The 20,981-nt window shown below is 40.5% G+C and carries 20 protein-coding genes and 1 rRNA gene; 17 read left to right on the forward strand and 4 right to left on the reverse strand.

All coding sequences use genetic code 11. The annotated features are described in order from the left end of the window. Window positions 1-69 precede the first annotated feature (69 nt). The 3 genes from rrf (at window position 70) to ADS77_RS20325 (ending at window position 3,034) form a co-directional block, all read left to right on the forward strand. Window positions 70-184: ribosomal RNA gene (gene rrf / locus ADS77_RS20315) — 5S ribosomal RNA — on the forward strand. A gap of 646 nt (window positions 185-830) precedes the next feature. Continuing rightward, window positions 831-1,325 carry a hypothetical protein gene (locus ADS77_RS20320; RefSeq protein ID WP_054456052.1) on the forward strand — a complete coding sequence of 165 codons (495 nt, stop codon included), beginning with the start codon at window positions 831-833 and terminating at the stop codon, window positions 1,323-1,325. A 5-nt stretch (window positions 1,326-1,330) separates the two neighbouring features. After that, complete coding sequence (locus tag ADS77_RS20325) at window positions 1,331-3,034, forward strand: LruC domain-containing protein (RefSeq protein WP_054456054.1); 1,704 nt, start codon at window positions 1,331-1,333, stop codon at window positions 3,032-3,034. Between the two features lie 105 nt (window positions 3,035-3,139). On the opposite strand, the gene ADS77_RS20330 is transcribed toward ADS77_RS20325, so the two are convergent. From ADS77_RS20330 to hslR, 3 genes are all read right to left on the reverse strand, one after another. Next, window positions 3,140-4,678 (reverse strand): phosphoenolpyruvate carboxykinase, encoded by a 1,539-nt coding sequence (locus ADS77_RS20330; protein ID WP_054456056.1) that lies wholly within the window; start codon window positions 4,676-4,678, stop codon window positions 3,140-3,142. A gap of 266 nt (window positions 4,679-4,944) precedes the next feature. Further along, window positions 4,945-5,790: an Hsp33 family molecular chaperone HslO gene (hslO, locus tag ADS77_RS20335; RefSeq protein ID WP_054206830.1), complete on the reverse strand. Its 846-nt coding sequence runs from the start codon at window positions 5,788-5,790 to the stop codon at window positions 4,945-4,947. A 12-nt stretch (window positions 5,791-5,802) separates the two neighbouring features. Then, a complete protein-coding gene (gene hslR, locus ADS77_RS20340) occupies window positions 5,803-6,180 on the reverse strand; it encodes a ribosome-associated heat shock protein Hsp15 (protein WP_054206855.1) in 378 nt (125 codons plus the stop codon). 265 nt (window positions 6,181-6,445) lie between these two features. Here hslR and gspC point away from each other — a divergent pair, with 265 nt between their 5' ends. The 13 genes from gspC to ADS77_RS20405 all read left to right on the forward strand — a co-directional run bounded on the left by gspC (window position 6,446) and on the right by ADS77_RS20405 (window position 18,468). Then, window positions 6,446-7,393 carry a type II secretion system protein GspC gene (gspC, locus tag ADS77_RS20345; RefSeq protein WP_054206831.1) on the forward strand — a complete coding sequence of 316 codons (948 nt, stop codon included), beginning with the start codon at window positions 6,446-6,448 and terminating at the stop codon, window positions 7,391-7,393. A 23-nt stretch (window positions 7,394-7,416) separates the two neighbouring features. After that, on the forward strand, window positions 7,417-9,477 hold the full coding sequence (gene gspD, locus ADS77_RS20350; RefSeq protein ID WP_054206832.1) for a type II secretion system secretin GspD: 2,061 nt from the start codon (window positions 7,417-7,419) through the stop codon (window positions 9,475-9,477). Next, window positions 9,470-11,029: a type II secretion system ATPase GspE gene (gene gspE, locus ADS77_RS20355; protein WP_054206833.1), complete on the forward strand. Its 1,560-nt coding sequence runs from the start codon at window positions 9,470-9,472 to the stop codon at window positions 11,027-11,029. Before gspD ends, gspE begins: the two co-directional genes overlap by 8 nt. A 2-nt stretch (window positions 11,030-11,031) precedes the next feature. Beyond that, window positions 11,032-12,267 (forward strand): type II secretion system inner membrane protein GspF, encoded by a 1,236-nt coding sequence (gene gspF / locus ADS77_RS20360; RefSeq protein ID WP_054206834.1) that lies wholly within the window; start codon window positions 11,032-11,034, stop codon window positions 12,265-12,267. Between the two features lie 74 nt (window positions 12,268-12,341). Further along, window positions 12,342-12,764: a type II secretion system major pseudopilin GspG gene (gspG, locus tag ADS77_RS20365; RefSeq protein WP_054206835.1), complete on the forward strand. Its 423-nt coding sequence runs from the start codon at window positions 12,342-12,344 to the stop codon at window positions 12,762-12,764. Window positions 12,765-12,810: 46 nt separating this feature from the next. Next, window positions 12,811-13,416, forward strand: coding sequence for a prepilin-type N-terminal cleavage/methylation domain-containing protein (locus tag ADS77_RS20370; RefSeq protein ID WP_054206836.1), 606 nt, complete (start codon window positions 12,811-12,813; stop codon window positions 13,414-13,416). Next, window positions 13,416-13,790, forward strand: coding sequence for a type II secretion system minor pseudopilin GspI (gene gspI, locus ADS77_RS20375; protein WP_054206837.1), 375 nt, complete (start codon window positions 13,416-13,418; stop codon window positions 13,788-13,790). Before ADS77_RS20370 ends, gspI begins: the two co-directional genes overlap by 1 nt. Further along, window positions 13,791-14,411, forward strand: a complete 621-nt coding sequence (gene gspJ / locus ADS77_RS20380) for a type II secretion system minor pseudopilin GspJ (RefSeq protein WP_054456058.1) — start codon at window positions 13,791-13,793, stop codon at window positions 14,409-14,411. Beyond that, window positions 14,401-15,393: a type II secretion system minor pseudopilin GspK gene (gene gspK, locus ADS77_RS20385; RefSeq protein ID WP_405630569.1), complete on the forward strand. Its 993-nt coding sequence runs from the start codon at window positions 14,401-14,403 to the stop codon at window positions 15,391-15,393. The genes gspJ and gspK overlap by 11 nt, the downstream gene beginning before the upstream one ends. Beyond that, window positions 15,390-16,598 (forward strand): type II secretion system protein GspL, encoded by a 1,209-nt coding sequence (gspL, locus tag ADS77_RS20390; protein WP_054206840.1) that lies wholly within the window; start codon window positions 15,390-15,392, stop codon window positions 16,596-16,598. The genes gspK and gspL overlap by 4 nt, the downstream gene beginning before the upstream one ends. Beyond that, window positions 16,595-17,068 (forward strand): type II secretion system protein GspM, encoded by a 474-nt coding sequence (gene gspM / locus ADS77_RS20395; protein WP_054456060.1) that lies wholly within the window; start codon window positions 16,595-16,597, stop codon window positions 17,066-17,068. The genes gspL and gspM overlap by 4 nt, the downstream gene beginning before the upstream one ends. A gap of 2 nt (window positions 17,069-17,070) precedes the next feature. After that, window positions 17,071-17,829: a type II secretion system protein N gene (locus ADS77_RS20400; protein WP_054206842.1), complete on the forward strand. Its 759-nt coding sequence runs from the start codon at window positions 17,071-17,073 to the stop codon at window positions 17,827-17,829. Window positions 17,830-17,847: 18 nt separating this feature from the next. Continuing rightward, on the forward strand, window positions 17,848-18,468 hold the full coding sequence (locus ADS77_RS20405) for a UPF0149 family protein (protein WP_054456061.1): 621 nt from the start codon (window positions 17,848-17,850) through the stop codon (window positions 18,466-18,468). Between the two features lie 391 nt (window positions 18,469-18,859). Here the strand turns inward: ADS77_RS20405 and ADS77_RS20415 are convergent, their stop codons facing one another. Continuing rightward, window positions 18,860-19,219 carry a hypothetical protein gene (locus ADS77_RS20415; RefSeq protein ID WP_054206845.1) on the reverse strand — a complete coding sequence of 120 codons (360 nt, stop codon included), beginning with the start codon at window positions 19,217-19,219 and terminating at the stop codon, window positions 18,860-18,862. Between the two features lie 291 nt (window positions 19,220-19,510). Between ADS77_RS20415 and ccoG the strand changes: the two genes are divergently transcribed. After that, window positions 19,511-20,941: a cytochrome c oxidase accessory protein CcoG gene (gene ccoG, locus ADS77_RS20420; RefSeq protein ID WP_054206846.1), complete on the forward strand. Its 1,431-nt coding sequence runs from the start codon at window positions 19,511-19,513 to the stop codon at window positions 20,939-20,941. The last annotated feature ends 40 nt before the right edge of the window (window positions 20,942-20,981 follow it).

Here is a 20,981-nt window from a genome sequence, read left to right on the forward strand (position 1 = left end):
TAAGAAGACAATTATCAGCATTTTCAAATTTTAGTTAGTGCGTAGAGATACGAACTGACACCAAATTTGCTTGGTGACAATAGCGTTTTGGACCCACCTGATCCCATGCCGAACTCAGTAGTGAAACGAAACAGCGCCGATGATAGTGTAGCATTTGTTATGTGAAAGTAGGTCATCGCCAGGCTCCAAATAAAGAAAGCCCGACTCATAGAGTCGGGCTTTTTTACGTCTGCAGGAAAGTGAAAAAGCGAGCAAGGTGCAAGGTGCAAGGTGGTCAATGTCGCTCAGGCGTTCATCTGAAAGCAATACACCCCCATATATCGGTTGTCGCGATAAATCACGACCTAAAGTCGTGCGCTTAGTTTATTGTCAACAACAACCGAAAAGTGAGCCACTCGAGTATTTGAATAATGATCCACTATTTATACCAATCGACTTAAATATTTAACCATTCTAGCGGGCTAAATAAAGCGCTAACAGCGTTAGTGATTTTTCAAGTAGTAACAACTACATGTCAAAATTTCTGCCTTGTTATCACTGTATTTACCTGTCGCTATAAGTGGTCAGTAACTTAACATGATTGGTATTATTAATATTTACATTAATCCGCCTTGTTTTTTTTCTTCGATTCTATAACTCCACACTCATTTGAATATCTCTGTTGTGGTCAACTAATTCCGGACTCCTTATAAGTAACCGGAAACTCGCTTTCTGCATTGCATTTTAATAATAAGATAAATTAAATTTTATATTAAGCTTAAAAATCAGTTACTTAAAATTGGCTTAATTACTGCTTCATTAACTATTAATTAATACAGTGGAGATGACCTATGCTCAGGAAATTATTATGCTTAATCTTTTTTACGCTTGTATCTGGTTGCGGCGGTTCCGGTGGGGATACTACAGCAAGCCCAGTTGTAGTAACGCCCCCCGTTGTAGTTGAGCCTGTTGATAACTCACTAACAGACGTCGTGATCCCATCAGGATTTGATTGGTCAATGAATGATGAGGTGAGTATCAATTTTAAAGTTGTAAGCACTATAACGATGATAGACCAAAGTGGAGCTGGTATTGGTGGTAAACATTTCATAAAGGTTACTGCTATCGATCAAAACTCAGAGCAAGTGGGCACTACATTGCTCAAAGCCCTAACATCACGAACTGGGCAGTTAGAGAGCACGCTTAAATTTCCTAATGAGTGGAGTGGAATTAAAGTTGAGGCTAAGGTTGATGGGGTAGTTTGTACTGAGACGTTTTTAAAAAATGTTTTGTTGGGGGACCTTGAGATTAAGTGTCCAGTTGAAGTTAATGCAGAAGAAGGATAACCGCGATGAGTCTTAAAAAAATTATTTTAGCGTCTGTATTATCTCCTTCATTTTGTGTAATAGCCGCAGCAACAAGTACAAGCACGGTGGATAACCAAGATGGGACATTTACATATACTCAGCGTATAAACAAACAAAGTACTGCACCTCATTATTTAGCTCCTCAAAACTATGGCTTTGATTTTTACTCGCATTATTCTCAAGATTATGGTTGGCAGCATAGTTTTGAAAACCTTGAAGATCCATTACTTAAAATACAAAGTGCCACGTTATTAATTCGAGGCTATGACATTGATTCTGAATCTTTTCATGGAACGAGTGGTGAATATGATGGTATTAGTGTGGATGGTTCAGAACTTAATCCTGGCTTGCTACAAGGTACTAACGGTACATGGTCTGAAACATCATTTGATGTGCCTTTGTCAGCCATAACTGATGATGGTTTAGTTAATGTATTTCTTGATATAGATATGAACCACGACTACGTGAAATGGAAAACAACTTTAGATTATAGTGAGCTGGTCATTACGTATGCTATAACCCCTAATGATTCACCATATTTGCCTGTTCTAACAGTAGAAAATGAGAGTTGCCTATCGCCAGATAAAGATCTAGTTATTGTGGTTGATAATACAGAAAATGCAGATCCCGATGGTGACAGCGTTACCTATCAATATCGTTGGTTTGTTGATGTAGGCCAGGGTGAAGTTGTTGATGATGAAATAGTGGGTAAAACAGATCACTCAGGTAGTACTGTATTAGCCTCGCAAGTGCAAGGTGGTGAAATATGGCGTGTGCAGGTCACCGCGATTGATAGCAATGGTTTAATTAGTAATCCTGCATTTTATACATGGGAAGTAAGTGCTGATACAGACTCTGATTGTGATGGAATTAGTAATATTGATGACGATTATCCAAACGACCCACAAAGAGCCTCAAATAACTATACTGTTAAATCAACCCTAGCGTTTGAAGACTTGTGGCCTAATAAAGGCGACTATGACTTAAATGATTTTGTTATGGGTTACACCTTTAATGTTATAAAAAATGCAGATAACCAAGTTAAGCAGATTGACCTAACTGGATCTATCAATGCACGAGGTGCAAGCAATGCAAATGCATTTGCTTTAGCATTTGATAATATTTCAAATGAGAGCGTTCAAAGTGCAAGCATTGATATAGCAGGTAATACACGTTCATTGGTTGCTGAAGCGGGACACACAAATCAACTCGTTTATACATTGGTTGAAAACATTCATGATGTAACAGTAAGTGCTAATGGGTATCAGTTTTTTAATACGCAAAGTGGTGATGAAAGCGATGTAGTACCAGTAACAATGAGTATTATATTTAATGACACTGTGAATACTTCAGATATTGGTAACGCTCCCTTTAACCCATTTATATACCCGGTAAATGATCGTGGGCGTGAAGTGCACCTTCCTAATCATTCCCCTACAGCGTTAGCAAACGCTGATTTATTTAAAACGGGTGATGATAATTCTGAAGTGGGTGGAGCACAGACATACATGACAACTGATGGTCACCCTTGGGCGCTCGATGTTACTTCAGTTTGGTCACATCCAATTGAAAATGTGGATATTGTTAATGCATACCCAATGATTAAAGAGTGGGCTGAAAGCAAAAAAGGTAAAAATACTACTTGGTATAATGAACCAGTAAAAGGTAAGTGTTGGAAGTGTAATTAATACCAATTTAATGAAACTAGTATTATAGGTTCAGTTATTTTAAATAAAAGAGTAGATCAAAAACGCCAGCTTTAGCTGGCGTTTTAATGTGGCGACTAAAGTTAATTAAGCTTTAGGGCCTGCATTTTTAATATCGTCTGAGACATCATACTTAGCGAAGTTTTCAGTGAAATCAGCAGCAAGCTTAGTCGCGTATTCAGCGTACTTTGCTTTATCTTCCCATGTGTTAATTGGGTTAAGTAAATTGCTGTCTACACCTGGAACTGCTACTGGCACGTCTAGGTTTAAAACATCGATGTGCTGAGTTTCAACACCAGCCAGCTTACCAGATACGATTGCGTCAACAACAGCACGTGTTGTTGGGATATCAAAACGCTTACCAGTGCCGTAAGGGCCACCAGTCCAACCTGTGTTAACAAGGTATACTTTGGCACCAAACTCACGTACACGCTTCATAAGAAGCTCAGCGTAAACACCTGCTGGACGTGGGAAAAATGGTGCGCCGAAACACGTTGAGAATGTTGACTCAATATCGCTGGTTGAACCAATCTCTGTAGAGCCTACTTTTGCAGTGTAGCCACTTAAGAAGTGAAACGCTGCAGCTTCTTCAGTAAGGATTGATACCGGTGGTAATACACCGCTTACATCACATGTTAAGAATACAACGGCTTTTGGTTCACCAGCACGGTTTTCTACTTTACGCTTTTCAACGTGTTCAAGTGGATAAGCTGCACGGCTATTTTGAGTTAGGCTTGTATCGTGAAAGTCAGGAATGCCTTTATCATCTAGGACGACGTTTTCTAGGATAGTTCCAAAGCGGATTGCATCCCAAATAACTGGCTCATTCTTTTGTGAAAGGTCGATACATTTAGCGTAACAGCCGCCTTCGATGTTGAATACGCTGCCTGGTGCCCAGCCGTGTTCGTCGTCACCAATTAGAAAGCGAGTTGGATCTGCTGATAAGGTAGTTTTACCTGTACCAGATAGACCGAAGAACAATGCTGTGTCGCCAGCTTCACCTACGTTAGCTGAGCAGTGCATTGGTAATACACCCTTCGCTGGAAGTAGGAAGTTCTGAACAGAGAACATTGATTTTTTCATTTCACCGGCATAACGCATACCTGCTAGCAATACTTTACGTTGTGCAAAGTTGATAATAACGGTGCCGTCGCTGTTAGTGCCATCACGTTCTGGATCACATACAAACGAAGGTACATTCATTACCTGCCACTGGGGTAAATCAGATGCATTGTAAGACTTAGGTTCGATAAACATGTTTTTGGCAAAAATATGATGCCATGCAGTTTCTGTTGTAACAACAACAGGTAAATAGTGCTCTGGATCAGCGCCAACTTCAAGGTGAGAGATGAAGTGGTCGTTGTCTTGCACATGTGCTTCTACACGTGCCCATAAAGCGTCAAATTTATCTGCATCGAAAGGGCGGTTTACATTACCCCATTGAATTTCATTTTCAGTACTTGATTCTTGAACAATAAAACGATCTTTTGGAGAACGGCCAGTACGGCGACCAGTGTTCGCAACAAAAGCTCCATTGGCGGCTAAAGTCCCTTCGCCACGACGGATCGCGTGTTCGACAAGTTCAGCTGCAGTTAGATCGACAAAACGAGTAGCGCTTGAAGTCATGTTTATACCTAAATTGTGTGAGATTGAACGGGATAGCTCTGGGTTCTTAATAACCTTAAGCTGTAATTATAGTAACAGATGGATTAGGGATATTCGAGCCTATGAAAGCTTTAAAAACACATATATTTAGTAAAAAACATGAATAATTTCAATGATACCGGTGTCATGAAAGTTGTTGGTTTTATGACACCGGTATCATTTTTTATGAACAAAAAAGCTGCAGTGTTTACAGCTTTTCAATGTGTACTTTTTTAAGAGGGGGGTTCTTAGTTAAAAATGGCTTTGATTTCTTGCTCGTTAAAAGAGTAGTCTTTTAAGCAATAATGACAGCTAATTTTGATTTCACCGTTTTCAGCTACGTCGTTAAGTAATTCTTGCTGACCAATATTAACGAGTGCGGTAATCGTTTTCTCTCTGCTGCAACCACATTTAAATTGGATTGCTTGTGGCTCGTATACACGAGGGTTATCTTCATGATAAAGGCGAGTCAGTACAGTGTTAGCATCAAGCTCTAGTAACTCTTTATCTTTAATCGTATTACTGAGTGCCTCTAGATGTGTAAAATCAGTAATAGATTTTTCTTTATTCACAGGTAAAACTTGCAGTAATAAGCCGGATGCTTTGGCTTTATCTTGAGTTGTATCAGTGGCAAACCACAATCGTGTCTGCAGTTGTTCTGATTGGGCAAAGTATGCTTCTAAACATTCTGCAAGCGTATCGTGCTCTAGTGGTACGATACCTTGGTAGCGCTCGCCCTTATCAGGTGTAATAGTTAATACCATCACACCATTACCAATTAGTTCTTTAACAGTACTACCTGTTACTTCACTTTGTATGCGAGCGATACCACGCATATTTTGTTTATCATCACCATTAATAACCGCATATTTTACAGGACCATCACCTTGTAATTGTACTGCAATATCACCTTCAAATTTTAATGTGGCTGTTAATAAGCACGTTGCAACGAGTAATTCACCTAATAAGGCTTTTACTGGTGCAGGGTAATTATGGCCTGCAATCATCTCATTGTAGGTGTGCTCAATTTGGACTAGCTCGCCGCGGACGTCTAGTTTTTCAAATGTATAACGGTGAAGTAGATCTTGTTGCATGGGTCGCTTTACCTAACTTGATTTCATTTTTAAAAGTTCGCGTCTTTGCTTTTTATCGGGTTTACGATCCGGATGTGGAGCAAAAAAGCTATTATTTTTGCGGGCAATACTATTTGCCTCGCGTTTTTCAATACTAGCTTGTGATTCTAGATATAAGGTTTGAGCAATGGGGGCACTTAAACGTTTATCAACTAATTTAAGTACAGTGATGAGCTTTTCATCAACACCTTGTGCTAATTTAATTTGTGCGCCTAGTTCAACTATTTTACTGGGTTTTGCACGTTGCCCATTATAATGTACTTTACCACCTTGTACCATGTCTCGTGCGGTGGCTCGGGTTTTATAAAAACGTGCAGCCCACAGCCATTTATCTAAACGAATGGCATTAATATCATCAGCTGAAGTCGAATTGCGGGTGTTTCCTTTTGAACCATTACTTTTTGACAAAATAGCACTCTTTTATTTCGCTGATCACAAATACAAAATTTAGCACGAAACCCACATTTAAAGAAATAGTTGGTGAGTTTTGTAGTGAAGTAAAAGCCCTAATTTACCTTGTTTACAAAGTTTAATATTAGTGCGCTTGTTGAATGAAAAATGAAAAGGTACTATAGGGCAGAGATATGGCAGTAAATTAAAATAAGAAATGGCATTTATGGAACAGCAATTACAGCAGCTAAAACATCTGGTAAATAAATTACCCCACGCTAAATTAAGCTGGGTGGTAACTCTTTTAGCTATTGTTTATATTGCTTTTTTATTAGCTAAAGCGTTTTGGCTTGCATGGCCAGAGCCTACGAATTTAGCCCTTCCACCAAGCAGTATGAATGCTGCAAATAATTCATCCGAGCGTGTAAATTCTAAGTCAATATTAGAGCAGAATTTATTCGGTAAAGCCGATGTTGTGCTTGGTAAACAGCCTACCAAACAAGCTAAAGTGATTAATAATGCACCTGAAACACGGTTAAGCATTAATTTAACAGGGATTGTAGCCGTTAGTAATAATGATTTAACGGGGCTTGCGGTTATTGAGTCGCAAGGACAACAATCTACTTACCTTGTTGATGATGTAGTGAAAGGAACACGGGCAAAGCTTGCTCAGGTATTACCTGATCGAGTGATATTAGATGTGAGTGGGCGTTTTGAGACATTAATGCTTGATGGACTCGACTTTACTAAAACAGTCTCAATGCCTGTTTTGGCTCAGCGTGAAGAGGATGAGTCGGAATTAGATGAGGGCCCACAGATGGAAGGTGATCGTCAAATTGATGCCACATCTAATCAAGAAGTCAAAGAAGCAATCATAGAAACCCGAGAAGAACTATTAAAAGATCCTGGTAAATTATTTGATTACATCCGTGTATCTCAGGCAATGAAAGACGGCGAGCTTGTTGGCTATCGCTTAAGCCCAGGTAAAGACCCTGTGCTATTTAAGCAAATGGGATTACAAAATAACGATTTAGCTGTATCGATTAACGGCTATCAACTAACAGATTTAAAACAGGCCATGTCAGCCATTAATGAGCTGCGTAATAGCACCGATGCCAATATCACTATCGAACGTGATGGTGAGCAAATCGATGTACAATTTAGCCTGCAATAACTTAGCTTTGGAGTTTTAAAATAATGGTTCACGCGCTACACCTCAAAAAAATCAGAAAAGGGTTAGCTAAGTACGCAACACTTTTTTTTGCGGCCAGTTTATCTTTGTCAGTATCTGCCGTTGAGTACGCTGCAAACTTTAAAGGGACCGATATTAACGAGTTCATTAATATCGTAGGTAAAAACCTTAATAAAACAGTGATCATTGATCCTAACGTACGCGGCAAAGTAAATGTTCGCAGTTATGAGCTGATGGATGAAGCACTTTATTATCAATTTTTCCTAAATGTGCTTGAAGTTTACGGTTATTCAGCTGTAGAGATGGATAACGGCATTTTAAAAATCGAAAAAAGCTCTGACGCTAAAAAGTCGAATGTTCCACTGATCACTGAGGATAATCAGGCCAGCGGCGATATGATGGTGACGCGAGTTGTTCGCGTTAAGAATGTTAGCGTGCAAGAGCTTGGTCCGTTAGTGCGTCAATTTAGCGACCAAAAAGATGGCGGTCATGTTGCTAACTTCAATGCCGCTAACGTTATGATGTTGACGGGTCACGCAGCATCCGTGAATCGTTTAGTCGAAATCATTCGCTCTGTTGACCAAGCGGGTGATAAGCGCGTTGATATTGTAAAACTAAACTTTGCCACGGCAGACGACGTGGTTTCAGTGGTTGAGAATATTTACAAAGATACAGGTAAAGGCAGCGTTCCTGAGTTTTTAATTCCTAAAGTGGTTGCCGACGGCCGTACAAACAGCGTTATAGTCAGTGGTGAAGGCCAAGCAAGAACCCGCGCAATTGAGCTTATTAAGCGTTTAGATGGTGAATTGCAAAATCAAGGTAACACAAAAGTTATTTACCTTAATTACGCCAATGCTGAAGATCTTGTTAAAGTACTGCAGGGAGTAAGTAAAACACTTGGTGAAGAAGGCCAAGGTGGGGCAACCAAAACCCGTAGCCGTAGTAAAGATGATACAAGTATTGAAGCTCACCCAGATTCAAACTCGCTGGTAATTACCGCTCAACCAGACACAATGCGATCACTTGAATCAGTTATTGCACGCTTAGATATTCGCCGTGCGCAGGTACTCGTAGAAGCAATCATTGTTGAAGTTATGGAAGCTGATGGTATCAACTTTGGGCTGCAGTTTATCTCAGAGCAAGGCGGAATGATGCAATTTAACAACGGCAATTCAGTCCCTGTAGGGTCGCTGGCCGTTGCAGCTGAGGTCGCACGTGATAAAACAGTAACAAAAACCCTTACCGGCGTTAATAACGAACTAACAGAGTATGATGAAACTCAAGAAGGTGATTTAGGCCCATTAGGCGCATTACTGGGTGGTATTAATGGTTTAGCCATGGGTATTGTTAAAAATGACTGGGGCGCGATCATCCAAGCAGTGTCTACTGACACCAACTCAAATATCCTTGCCACTCCATCCGTAACAACGATGGATAACGAAGAAGCGTCAATGATCGTTGGTCAAGAAGTACCAATTATCACGGGCTCGCAAACAGGCTCTAATAATAACAACCCATTCCAAACTGTTGAACGTCAAGAAGTTGGTATTAAACTCAAAGTAACACCCCAAATTAACGATGGCAGTGCTGTTCAACTTATTATTGAACAAGAGGTTTCTGGTGTAAGTGGCGCCACTGCGGTGGATATTTCAATTAATAAGCGTGCTATTAAAACAACGGTAATGGCTGATGACGGTGGTATGGTTGTACTAGGTGGTTTGATTGATGAAGATGTACAAGAAAGTGTATCTAAAGTGCCGCTACTAGGTGATATCCCTATTTTAGGGCATTTATTCCGCTCTACCAGTACCAGCAAACGTAAACGTAATCTCATTATATTTATTCGCCCGACCATTATTCGTGATGGTATAAAAATGAATAAATTAAGCCACTCAAAATATAACTTTATTCGTGGTGAGCAACAAATAAAGCGAGATGACGGGATTGATTTGATGCCGCTAACTGATTCGCCAATATTACCAGAGTGGAATGACGCATTAATCTTGCCACCAACGTATGAAGAATACTTAAGAAAGCAAAATGCAGACGAGCGCAACGATGACTGATGCAATCACTGAAATCAGCGAAGAGCATGCAAAGCCACAAGATAGCAGCGACTTGATGACCAGCGATGATCTTGTTGAGCTACCCAATAAGCGTTTGCCTTTTTCGTATGCAAGGCGTGCGGGTATGTTATTAAGCAAAAATAATGATGACCGTGTCGTTTTCTACCGTGGTGAATTGGATATTGAAGCCCTGCTAGAAGTACGCCGTATTGCCGGTCATGGCTTTACACTTGAGCAATTACCAGATGATAAATTTGAATTGTTGCTCGAAGCATCGTATCAACGCGATAGCTCTGAAACTCAGCAAATGATGGAAGATATCGGCAATGAAGTGGATTTATTTTCATTAGCAGAAGACATGCCACAAACTGAAGATTTACTCGCTGGGGATGATGACGCGCCAATTATTAAATTGATCAACGCTATGCTTAGTGAGGCAATCAAAGAGGGTGCATCTGATATTCACATTGAGACCTTTGAGCAAGAGTTAGTAATTCGCTTTAGGGTTGATGGTGTGCTTAAAGAAGTACTTAAACCAAACCGTAAACTGGCCTCTTTATTGGTTTCGCGTATCAAAGTAATGGCGAAACTCGATATTGCTGAAAAGCGAATTCCACAAGATGGTCGTATTAGTTTACGTATTGCAGGTCGTGCTGTTGATGTACGGGTATCAACCATGCCATCTAGTTTTGGTGAACGTGTAGTACTTCGTCTACTTGATAAAAACAATGCACGTTTAAATCTTGAAGATTTAGGAATGACTTTACGTAATCGCGAGTTATTCTCTGATTTGATAAGTAAACCGCATGGTATTATTTTGGTGACCGGGCCAACCGGCTCAGGTAAAAGTACCACGCTTTATGCTGGTATGAGTCAAATTAACTCTCGCGATCGCAATATATTAACGGTTGAAGATCCAATTGAGTATGAAATCCCAGGTATTGGCCAAACTCAGGTCAACGCAAAAGTTGATATGACCTTTGCTCGTGGCCTTAGAGCGATTCTACGCCAAGATCCTGATGTCGTAATGGTTGGTGAAATACGTGATTTAGAAACGGCTCAAATTGGTGTGCAAGCATCACTGACTGGCCACTTAGTTATGTCAACGTTACATACCAATACAGCAGCGGGTGCTATTTCACGTATGGAAGATATGGGGGTAGAGCCTTTCTTACTTTCATCGTCATTATTAGGTGTGTTGTCACAGCGCCTAGTACGTACTTTATGTAAAAGCTGTAAAGAAGCTCACACCGCAGATGAGCGTGAATGCGAATTACTCGGCGTGCCGTTTGAGAATCCACCGACAATTTACCGCGCAGTGGGTTGTGAAGAATGTAACTTTAATGGTTACCGTGGACGTACGGGTATTCATGAGTTACTTGTTGTTGATGAAACTGTACGAGAGCTTGTGCACAGTGGTAAAGGTGAGCAAAGTGTTGAAAAATACATTCGTAAACATACACCAAGTATTCGTCAAGATGGCTGTAGCCGCGTATTGGCTGGTAAAACGACCCTTGAAGAAGTGTTACGTGTAACACGTGAGGAAGGTTAATAATGGCTGCGTTTGAGTATCGCGCGTTAGATGGTCGTGGCAAAGATAAAAAAGGTATTTTAGAAGCGGATACCGCTAAACAAGTTCGTCAATCCCTGCGTGAACAAGGGCTCACTCCATTAGAAGTGATCCCCGCAGCACAGGGAGATAAACAGATTAAAGGTGAAAAAACTACGTTTTTAGGTGGTTTTTTTAAACCAAAAATATCTACATCGGATCTTGCATTAATCACTCGTCAGCTCGCTACTTTAATTCAGTCAGCACTGCCTGTTGAAGGAGCTGTTATGGCTGTCGCTGAGCAATGTGAAAAGCCACGCTTGAAGCGCATGTTGATGTCGGTACGCTCTAAAGTTGTAGAAGGTTACACCCTTGCTGATGGTATGTCTGAGTTTCCGCACGTATTTGATAACTTATACCGAGCAATGGTTGCGGCAGGTGAAAAGTCAGGCCATTTAGATGCTGTTTTGAATCGTTTAGCAGATTACACGGAACAACGTCAGCACATGCGCAGTCAAATAACGCAAGCAATGGTATATCCGGTTATATTAGTTATTTTTGCAATCGGCATTGTATCCATTCTATTAGGTACTGTAGTGCCTAAAATATTAAAAACGTTTGAAAAATCTAAACAGGTTTTACCATGGACGACAGAGTGGGTAATGGCCGCGAGTAATTATGTGCAAAATTACTGGTTTATAACTCTTGTGCTGTTTACGTTGCTTGTTATAGGGATTAAACACGCATTAAAACAGCCAAAAATTCGCTTTTGGTATGATGCTAAAATTTTAATATTACCCGGTATTGGTAAGGTTGCGCGTAGTATAAATACGGCTCGTTTCGCGCGCACGTTGAGTATTCTGTCATCGAGTTCGGTGCCATTACTCGAAGGTATGCGGATCTCTGGCGAGGTACTGATTAATGAAAAAATTAAGAAAGCGGTAGCGGATGCATCAACGCGTGTCAGTGAAGGTGCGAGCCTTCGAGCATCGCTACAAGAAACCAAATTATTTCCACCGATGATGCTACATATGATCGCCAGTGGGGAAAAATCGGGTGAGCTTGAGCAGATGTTAGAGCGTGCAGCGAATAACCAAGACCGTGAATTTGAAAGCATGGTAAATGTCTCGCTAAAACTCTTAGAGCCTGCGATGATAGCGTCAATGGCAGTGATCGTATTGTTTATTGTTATGGCCATATTACAACCTATTATGGCGATGAATAAAGCGATTGGGCTGTAACAGTTTCAGGGATATCGTAATGCACTTTACTGTATTGCGATGAATTAATTATTAAGAAAAACAGAGGTACATACGTGAATAAACAATCAGGTTTCTCATTGCTAGAAGTTATGGTGGTACTGGTTATCATTGGCATGATCATGTCAATCGTGGCACCAAATATTATGGGTCAACAAGAAGAGGCGGCAATCGATAAAGCGCATTTGGATATCCAGCAGCTTGAAGATGCAATGAGTCTTTATAAATTAAAAAATAAAGCGTACTTAACGACAGAGCAAGGCTTAGAAGGTTTAGTGACACAAACCAGCGTAGAGCCAACACCAAGACGTTTTCCTGAAGGTGGTTTTATTTCTAAGCTACCAGAAGACCCATGGGGTAACCCATATCTATTAATCAGTCCAGGTGAAGTGGGTAAAATTGATATTTTTTCAATGGGACCAGATGGCGAAGCGGGCACTGATGATGATATCGGTAACTGGGACGAAGAAAAACAGTAATGCATAATAATTCAGCGGCGTTATTATTTTTAGTACAGGGCTTAGCATGTTCTTAAGCCCCACAGCTAACTCACGCGCTACAAAATTGAAGCCACCAACGCGTGGCTTTAGTTTAATTGAAATACTCGTTGTGTTGGTGGTCATCGCCTTTGCAACAAAGATGGTGGTATACAGCCTTGATGGCGGTGTTGAAGATGAGCTTGATAAGCAAGCGCTGAGGCTGCATACCACCATTAATATGGCATCTGAATTTGCAATATTAAATCAGGTTGAATTAGGTTTTCATATTGACGAAGATACCTTTGAATTTTTAGTATTTGATGGCGAAAAGTGGATTGTGTTCGATCGCGATAAACTGTTTGCACCCATTAAAGTTGATGAGCGTCTTAAATTGACACTTAATCTAGAAGATCTCGCATGGGCTCAAGATAACCTTTTAGAGCAATCTAACTGGCAGGAGCTGATGAGCGGCGGTGATGACGATGATTTTTTAGAGCTTAAAAAACTTAAAATCCCGCAAGTCCTTATTTTATCTTCTGGTGAAGTTAGCGCGTTTCAACTTGTTTATGAATTAAAAGACGAAAGAGAGCCTCTGTATTTCATTGAAGGGGAGTTTTCTGCTCCTGTAAACCTACGCCGAGAACCTGAATAATGCTTAATAATAAAGGTTTTACTTTACTGGAAGTGATGGTGGCGTTGAGTATATGCGCTATGGCGGGTATTGCTGCTATGCAGGCAACGGGCGATCACATTAATCATTTATCAAGCCTTGAAGAGCAAACTTACGCATCATGGGTTGCTGAAAATGTATTGGTTGAACAACGGGCAAAAGGCAATAAATGGCAAGGAAAAAACGGCGCTAAAGGCACTGAGGTTATGGGGGGCGTTGAATGGTATTGGCGACAAGACGTGGTTGCCACAGCTGATAAAACCTTTGTAAAAGTGACTATTAATGTTTTTAGTGATGAAAAACTAGAATACTCAATCTATGAACTTACTAGCTACTTAAATAAAGGTGGTCGTTAAGTGAAGCAGCGCGGATTTACCTTATTAGAAGTGATGGTAGCGCTGGGCATCTTAGCCTTTGTCATTTTGGCTACTCATCAAATACTGGATTCGACCACTAAAGCAAAAGAAGCGTCGGACGAAAAAATTGCAGAATTAAATGGTTTGCAAACGACATTCAGGCTAATGGATCAAGATTTTAGCCAAATGACAAAGCGAGCCGTTCGCGACGAATCTGGCGATATACAAGAGTTTTATCTATTAGCGGGACGTTATGCATTAAATAGCCAATATGACGGCATAGGCTTTGTACGCGATGGCTGGGTAAACCCAATAAATTTATTACCTCGCTCAGAACTACAAGCAGTGGGTTATCGCGTGATAGATGACAACTTAGAGCGTGTGCATCGGGTGTATGTGGATCAGCTTGATAATCTTGAACCGCGTGTGCAAGTAATACTCGAAAATATTGAAGATCTTAAATTTGAGTTTTTAGATGACAAAATTGAATGGCAAGAGCAATGGCAAAAAAAGGAACTCCCTAAAGCGGTTGCTGTGACTATTACGCGTATTGATGAAGAACCATTAAGGCGCATATTTTTAGTGCCAGGTAATGGCCAAGGGGGCAGTGTTGAACCATAAACCCCAGCAAGGCGCCGCACTCATAATTGTGTTGTTTATTGTTGCTTTAGCTTCAATATTGGCAGTTGAAATGAGTAGCAACCTGCTAATTCAGGTACAGAAAAGCACCAACATTCAAGGGCATCAGCAAGCAAAATGGTACGCCTATGCAGCGGAAGAGTTAGCAATAAAGGCATTGTTACAAAGCAAAAAAGACGATCCGGATAAAACCACACTAAAGCAGATTTGGGCTCAACAAGGTGATGTACCATACCCTGTTGATAATGGCACACTTCAAGGTAAAATTATTGATTTACAAGCGTGCTTAAATTTAAACGCATTGCGTGTAAAAGCAGCAACACAAGCAGGGAGTACAAGTAGAACAAACCCTGCACATAAGGCTCTACTTGCATTGCTTGAAAATATTGAAGACCTGCAATCAGATGAATCAGAAGAAGCGATGGCTGACAGTGTGTTTGATTGGCTAGACGAAGATAGTATTACGTATCGTTCGGGTGCAGAGGAGGACGAATACTTGTCGCGTCAATTTCCGTATATGACAGCGAATAGTTATTTTGCCTCAACATCAGAGTTACGTTTAGTTAAGGGCTTTAACCCGCTTGTAATGGAAAAAGTACTGCCTTACGTATGTGTTATACCAGGTAGTGAGTTATTGGCAATTAATGTTAATACGCTCGACCCCGAAAATGCCTTATTGCTTAGCGCAATGATTGATGGTTTGGATATATCTGGGGCGCAAGCCGTTTTAGCAGCACGCCCAGATGATGGTTTTTCAAATATAGAAGAATTTTTTGAGCAAGTGAATCAACAAGGGGCTCAAAATGTTAAGTCCGTTGAAAAGTTGTTCACCATAAATAGCGAATATTTTAAATTACAATCGCAAGCTGAATTTGTTGAGCTGCGTTTTTCGATGACCACATTACTGCAAGCCAAAGATGGTGAAGTAACGATACTGGCGCGAAAATTTGGAGGCGTACAGTGACAGAAATACTTTTGATCCGCACGGGTCAAACCCAGCAAGATAAAATTAATTGGTTGATTTACTCACCACTAGAACAAGAAATTATTGCCAGCGGTGACTTACCCAATGCAGAGCAATTGAGTGAGTTAACTGAAAAATCACAAAATCGAGAAGTGGTGGCATTGCTGCCTTGTGATCAAGTACAGCTTAAAACCGTTGAGCTACCTACTAAGTGGAATCGTAAACTCGAACAAGCATTACCCTATATGCTTGAAGAGGATATTGCGTGTGATGTTGATGATTTATTTATAGCGATAGCTGAACCGTCAATGATTGGTGATAAGCACGCAATTAATGTTGCGATGACAGATCGCGACTGGTTTGAATCTTGGTTAGCTGTATTTGTTGAGCATGATATAGAAGTATTTAAATTATTACCCGATGCAATATTACTACCTACAGCAGAAAATGATGCCTTAAGTGTAATTGAGCTGGGCGAACAGTGGTTGTGTAAGCACGGCCTGTGGCGAGTTGGCGCAGTAGAGCAAAGCTGGCTAGCAGAATATTTAGCAGCGCTAGGTAATCCACATGTTGAGCACTATAGCCCTGCGTCACAATTCCCTGAGACAATTGATTTAACAGCGCAGACAGATGCTTATGATTTACCATTAGCGTTATTTGCAAAGCAATTACCGAGTGTGAAATTCAACCTTCGCCAGGGGCAGTACCAACTTAAAAAGAAAACGTCTTTATGGTGGGGATATTGGAAAAATGCTGCGATAGCAGCGAGCGTTGCTTTAGTGGGGTCAATCGTTATTAAAGGTGTTGAATTGCACCAATTGAATAGCGAAATAGACATAGCAAAAACACACGTTGTTGAACGTTACCAAAAAGCCTTTCCGGGTAAAGCACTGAACCCTCATCTGATTAAAAGCCAAATTAAAGGTGAGCTCGCCAAACTTGATGGCGTTAGCAGTGCAGGCTTTTTAGACCTTACCAATGAGCTGGTTAGTGTGTTTAGTCAGGTTCAAGAGTTTAAGCCTGAAACGCTACGTTATGATCAACGTCGTAATGAATTAAGAGTGCGTGCTCGGGGTAAAGATTTTCAAACATTTGGTAAAGTTAAAGCAATCCTTGAGCAGCGTGGTTTAACAGTTGATCAAGGGTCATTGAACAATGATGGCGACTTTGTAGTCGGTGAAATAAAACTACGAGGTGCAGCATGAAACAACAGTTACTAAAACATTGGCGTTCTTTAAAAGAGCAAGAACAACAGTTAGTAATGATTGCGGGTGTTATTTTTGTTATTTTTGTACTTGTTATGGGGATTTTTAGACCGCTCAATAATGCCATTGCTGAAGCACAGAAAAATCAGCTTAAACAGCAAGAGTTATTGACTTGGGTTGATACCAGTATTGTTAAATTGAAAGCTGGAAGTTCACGTGCTGTCATCAACAACCAAAATCTAAGTCAAATAGTCAATGCAACGCGTGGCCGTTACGATATTACAATTAGTAAAATGCAGCCGAACGACAACGCACTAAGATTAACGATTGACACAGTGCAATTTAATAAATTAGTGCAATGGCTAGATGAGTTAGTAAATGACAAAGGTGTGATGATCGAAAACCTCGATTTGAGCCGCGATGACAAGCAAGGCTATGTTCGAGTTAGCCGATTGGTATTAGAGAAGTAAGCATGAAAAAAACAGCCACACTTATAGTAATATTTATCATTAGTTTTATCGTGTTTGCTTTGTTAAAAACGCCCGCTGCTGTGGCGCTTAACCTTGCGAGTAAATACGTGCCTCAAGACGTACAAATAGGCAAAGTGTCAGGTACTGTGTGGCAAGGCCGAGTAATGCAACTTCGTTATCAGGGGGAGCAAATTAATAGCTTAACATGGGACATCTCTGGTTGGGCGTTATTTACAGGACAGCTTAAAGGTAATGTTAAGTTTGGTAATGCACGTGAAAAGACGGATATATCCGGTCGTGCAGATTTTAGCTATGGTTTGTTTAATCAAGCTATAACATTGTCAGATACAACACTGCGTTTAACTGTTGAGCGAGCGATGATGCGCTTACAGTTACCTTTGCCAATCAATGCCAAAGGACGAGTGATTGTACAATTGGATGAATTTTCTTCAGGGCAACCGTATTGCAATGCATTACAAGGTGAGATTTCTAGCCAGAATATTGATGTTCAAGGTTTATCTGGTTGGTTTAGCATTGGCCCTCTTAGCGGCCAGTTAAGCTGTAAATCAGGTGATGTTGCAGTGTTGGTTGATCCAGATAATCGCCTAGGGCTCGCAGCCGATGCAACACTCAAAGCGAATATGAACTTTAAGGTCGCAGGGTATATAAAACCTGACGCGTCACTACCAAAAGAAGTGCATGATGCGACTAAGTTTTTAGGCCGTGCTGATAGCGATGGCCGTTTTCCATTAAATTTTTAAGTGTTATTGAGTTATCTTATGCAAATACCTGAATTTACTCTGCAACATAGTCAGCAACTAAGTGCATTTTTAGCGAGCCGAAAAGGCGCAATGACATTGCCGCAAAGCCAAGGTTATTTATTCGCGATAATATGTTCGCCCGAGCCGTTAGATGTTCACGAGTGGCTTGAGCAGATAATACCTGATACACAAGGGCAACTAGAGGAGCAGATGTTATTCTCCTTTATGGCTATGTACCACCAAATTAGCGAGCAAGTCTACGAAACGGGTTTTAAACTCCCTGTAAGCTTGCAAATAGGTGCTGATAATGAAAACTACCTAGATTTACATGAATGCCAACAGTGGTGCTTGGGGTTTGTACACGGCTCGCAATCTTATGTTGATAAGTTAATGCAAGCAGGTTCACTTTCCGTTGAGTTAAAAGAAGCATTGCAAACAGCTTATGCGAGTTTGGGATTTTTTGCTCTAAAGCCTGAAGTGATAGCAACAATTGCTCAACAAAATCAGTTAAGCGATGCGCAACTGAGTCAGCAGCAATATGAGTTAATGGGTGATTTTGCACTAGGTTTTGCTGAACTGATAGAAATCATTGCAGTACAAAGTGGCTTATATACGGATGAGGAAGGCAGCTGGAACTAGGGCGTGTTGACCTTTGTGGATTGAAATTCGTTCAATCTAGGGGCTATTTAATCGCGGCGCGAGGTTTGTAACCTAGCAGGCTAAGTAAAAACCGAGCAAAGCTTGTACGTCCTGCTCACGCCCTTTACCTACATCCGTGTAGGTAACAAATAGTCAATCCCCCTAGGGTATATAGCAGGGGATACCTGCTATATTAGATCAAGTATGATTTCAGTACAGTTTTGCGGGCATTTAGCGATGCCTTTTCCATGCTGCTGAGTTTTTAAATCTAACGTCAGCACTCCTTGGCATTTTTCGCACTTCACGGTCTGTCCTTTAGCGAGCTTTTTCAGCAAGTTTTTATGCTGGTTAAACGACGCGCTGCTTTTTTTTGTTAATGCTGAGAAATCCACTATTTAGCTCTATTTTCTATCAGTGACTCGGATACGATAGAACACACTGTAGCTAGACGATCTTCATAAAAATATAAATTAAGGTCTTTACTATTACAGTAACGCGTATGGAACAACTGCAGTTGCTCATCTGTTTTTAAGGTATCTTCTAGATACTCGCGCTCAGATCCTGATAGTGTGAGTGCAGAGCTAATTCGGCTTTTAGCCATGCTAGCACCTCTACCTCGGTTTATATTTCCAGCATCACTGAGTACGCCAACACCTTCCCCTAATAGTTTTTCTCTAGGTTCTTTTATCATTGGGTGGTCGATAGTAAATAACGCAAGTATTACAACAACAAGTACAAGAAATTTCTTCATATGAATAAACTTTGATCTAAGCGGGTATGAATTGACCACTAGTGTAATAAAATGCACCTTTGTAAAGCAAGTAAGTTAGGTGAATAAATTATTAGCATTGAATTTCAGTTTTTCTAAATAGAGTTGGTATAATGCTTATGAACAATTAGATTTTTCAGAAATCTCTGAACATAACGAAGCGCTATGTCAGTTTCTGCACTATTTTTAGTATGAGCTTTCTATATTTTATTTATTGAATAAAGCCATATGATTGTTCAACTTTCATTCTCCAAGCGGCGTTGAGGAACTTCGATGGAAAAGCAAATAAAAGTAAAGAACATACCTTCTGAGGTGAAGATCGAGAAACCAGATCTTAATGCCCCACAAGATAGATTTAACCCCCGAAACCGCATTTATGTGCGTGCAGTAACTGGTTTACACCAACTGCTAAGGCAGCGTATCGGTTTTCTTGGCATGTTAGCGTTTATGGCGTTGCCATGGATAAACTTTAATGACCAACAAGCCGTGCTATTTGATTTGATGGGTCAAAAGTACAATATATTTAGCCTAACGTTATGGCCGCAAGACTTTACTATTCTTGCTTTTATTTTAATGCTTGCCGCATTTGCATTATTTTTAGTGACTACCTTCTATGGCAGAGTGTGGTGTGGCTATACATGCCCCCAAACAGTGTGGACCTTCATCTTTATTTGGTTTGAAGAGAAATTAGAGGGGACTGCCAATAAGCGCAAAAAGCTTGATCAGCGGCCGATGGATTTCGATAAGCTGTGGCGAAAAACAGCTAAACATACGAGTTGGATTGCATTTTCGCTTTACACTGCACTGACATTTGTTGGTTATTTCACACCTATCCGAGAGCTACTTCCTGATTTTATCACCTTTAATGTGGGTGGTTATGCGCTTGTGAGTATTTTAGTATTTGCAGCGTGTACATACGCAAATGCGGGATGGATGCGTGAAATTATGTGTTTACATATTTGCCCCTACTCACGCTTTCAATCAGCAATGTTTGATAAAGACACCTTCACCGTTAGTTATGACGAAACTCGCGGCGAGAATCGTGGTCCTCGTAGCCGTAAAGACGATCCTAAAAATCTAAACCTCGGTGACTGTATTGACTGTAACTTGTGTGTTCAAGTATGTCCGACCGGTATCGATATTCGAAATGGCTTGCAGGCAGAATGTATAAACTGTGGTGCGTGTATTGATGCATGTGATGGTGTGATGGATAAAATGAGTTACCCACGTGGGCTTATTTCATACACGACGGAGCGTAACTTAGAAACGCCGGATAACAAAACAAACCCATTGCGACCTAAAATTATTGGTTACATTGTGATTCTAGTTATATTAAGCACTGCGTTGGTTGCAAATATAGTCATGCGTAAACCGATGGACTTAGATATCATAAGGGATAGAAATCAGCTTTATCGAGTCGATTTTGATGGTTTAGTTGAGAATACATACACCCTTAAAGTAATTAATAAAGCGCAATACGAGCAAAGCTTTAATATTAAAGTTGAAGGGTTGGAAAACTTTAAATATATAGGCAAGCAAACTTTCACTGTGCAGGCCGGTGAATCACATAATGTACCATTATCACTAGTAATGGACCCATATGATTTGAAAAAGCCTATGACCGAGTTTAATTTTATCTTATCGCCAGTGGATGAGCCGAGTTCACAAATTTCGCAGCCGAGCAACTTCTTTAAAGCACGATAGTTAAGTACACTATCACTTAATAAAAAGCGGGATTTTCCCG

The organism is Pseudoalteromonas porphyrae (assembly GCF_001298125.1).
GTDB lineage: Bacteria > Pseudomonadota > Gammaproteobacteria > Enterobacterales > Alteromonadaceae > Pseudoalteromonas > Pseudoalteromonas neustonica.

Coding starts and splice junctions, on each gene's coding strand:
- ADS77_RS20320 (WP_054456052.1), top strand. CDS start 831: ATGCTCAGGAAATTATTATGCTTAATCTTTTTTACGCTTGTATCTGGT.
- hslO (WP_054206830.1), bottom strand. CDS start 5,790: ATGCAACAAGATCTACTTCACCGTTATACATTTGAAAAACTAGACGTC.
- gspM (WP_054456060.1), top strand. CDS start 16,595: ATGAAACAACAGTTACTAAAACATTGGCGTTCTTTAAAAGAGCAAGAA.
- gspD (WP_054206832.1), top strand. CDS start 7,417: ATGGTTCACGCGCTACACCTCAAAAAAATCAGAAAAGGGTTAGCTAAG.
- ADS77_RS20370 (WP_054206836.1), top strand. CDS start 12,811: ATGTTCTTAAGCCCCACAGCTAACTCACGCGCTACAAAATTGAAGCCA.
- gspC (WP_054206831.1), top strand. CDS start 6,446: ATGGAACAGCAATTACAGCAGCTAAAACATCTGGTAAATAAATTACCC.
- gspE (WP_054206833.1), top strand. CDS start 9,470: ATGACTGATGCAATCACTGAAATCAGCGAAGAGCATGCAAAGCCACAA.
- ADS77_RS20400 (WP_054206842.1), top strand. CDS start 17,071: ATGAAAAAAACAGCCACACTTATAGTAATATTTATCATTAGTTTTATC.
- ADS77_RS20330 (WP_054456056.1), bottom strand. CDS start 4,678: ATGACTTCAAGCGCTACTCGTTTTGTCGATCTAACTGCAGCTGAACTT.
- gspI (WP_054206837.1), top strand. CDS start 13,416: ATGCTTAATAATAAAGGTTTTACTTTACTGGAAGTGATGGTGGCGTTG.
- ADS77_RS20325 (WP_054456054.1), top strand. CDS start 1,331: ATGAGTCTTAAAAAAATTATTTTAGCGTCTGTATTATCTCCTTCATTT.
- ccoG (WP_054206846.1), top strand. CDS start 19,511: ATGGAAAAGCAAATAAAAGTAAAGAACATACCTTCTGAGGTGAAGATC.
- gspF (WP_054206834.1), top strand. CDS start 11,032: ATGGCTGCGTTTGAGTATCGCGCGTTAGATGGTCGTGGCAAAGATAAA.
- ADS77_RS20405 (WP_054456061.1), top strand. CDS start 17,848: ATGCAAATACCTGAATTTACTCTGCAACATAGTCAGCAACTAAGTGCA.
- ADS77_RS20415 (WP_054206845.1), bottom strand. CDS start 19,219: ATGAAGAAATTTCTTGTACTTGTTGTTGTAATACTTGCGTTATTTACT.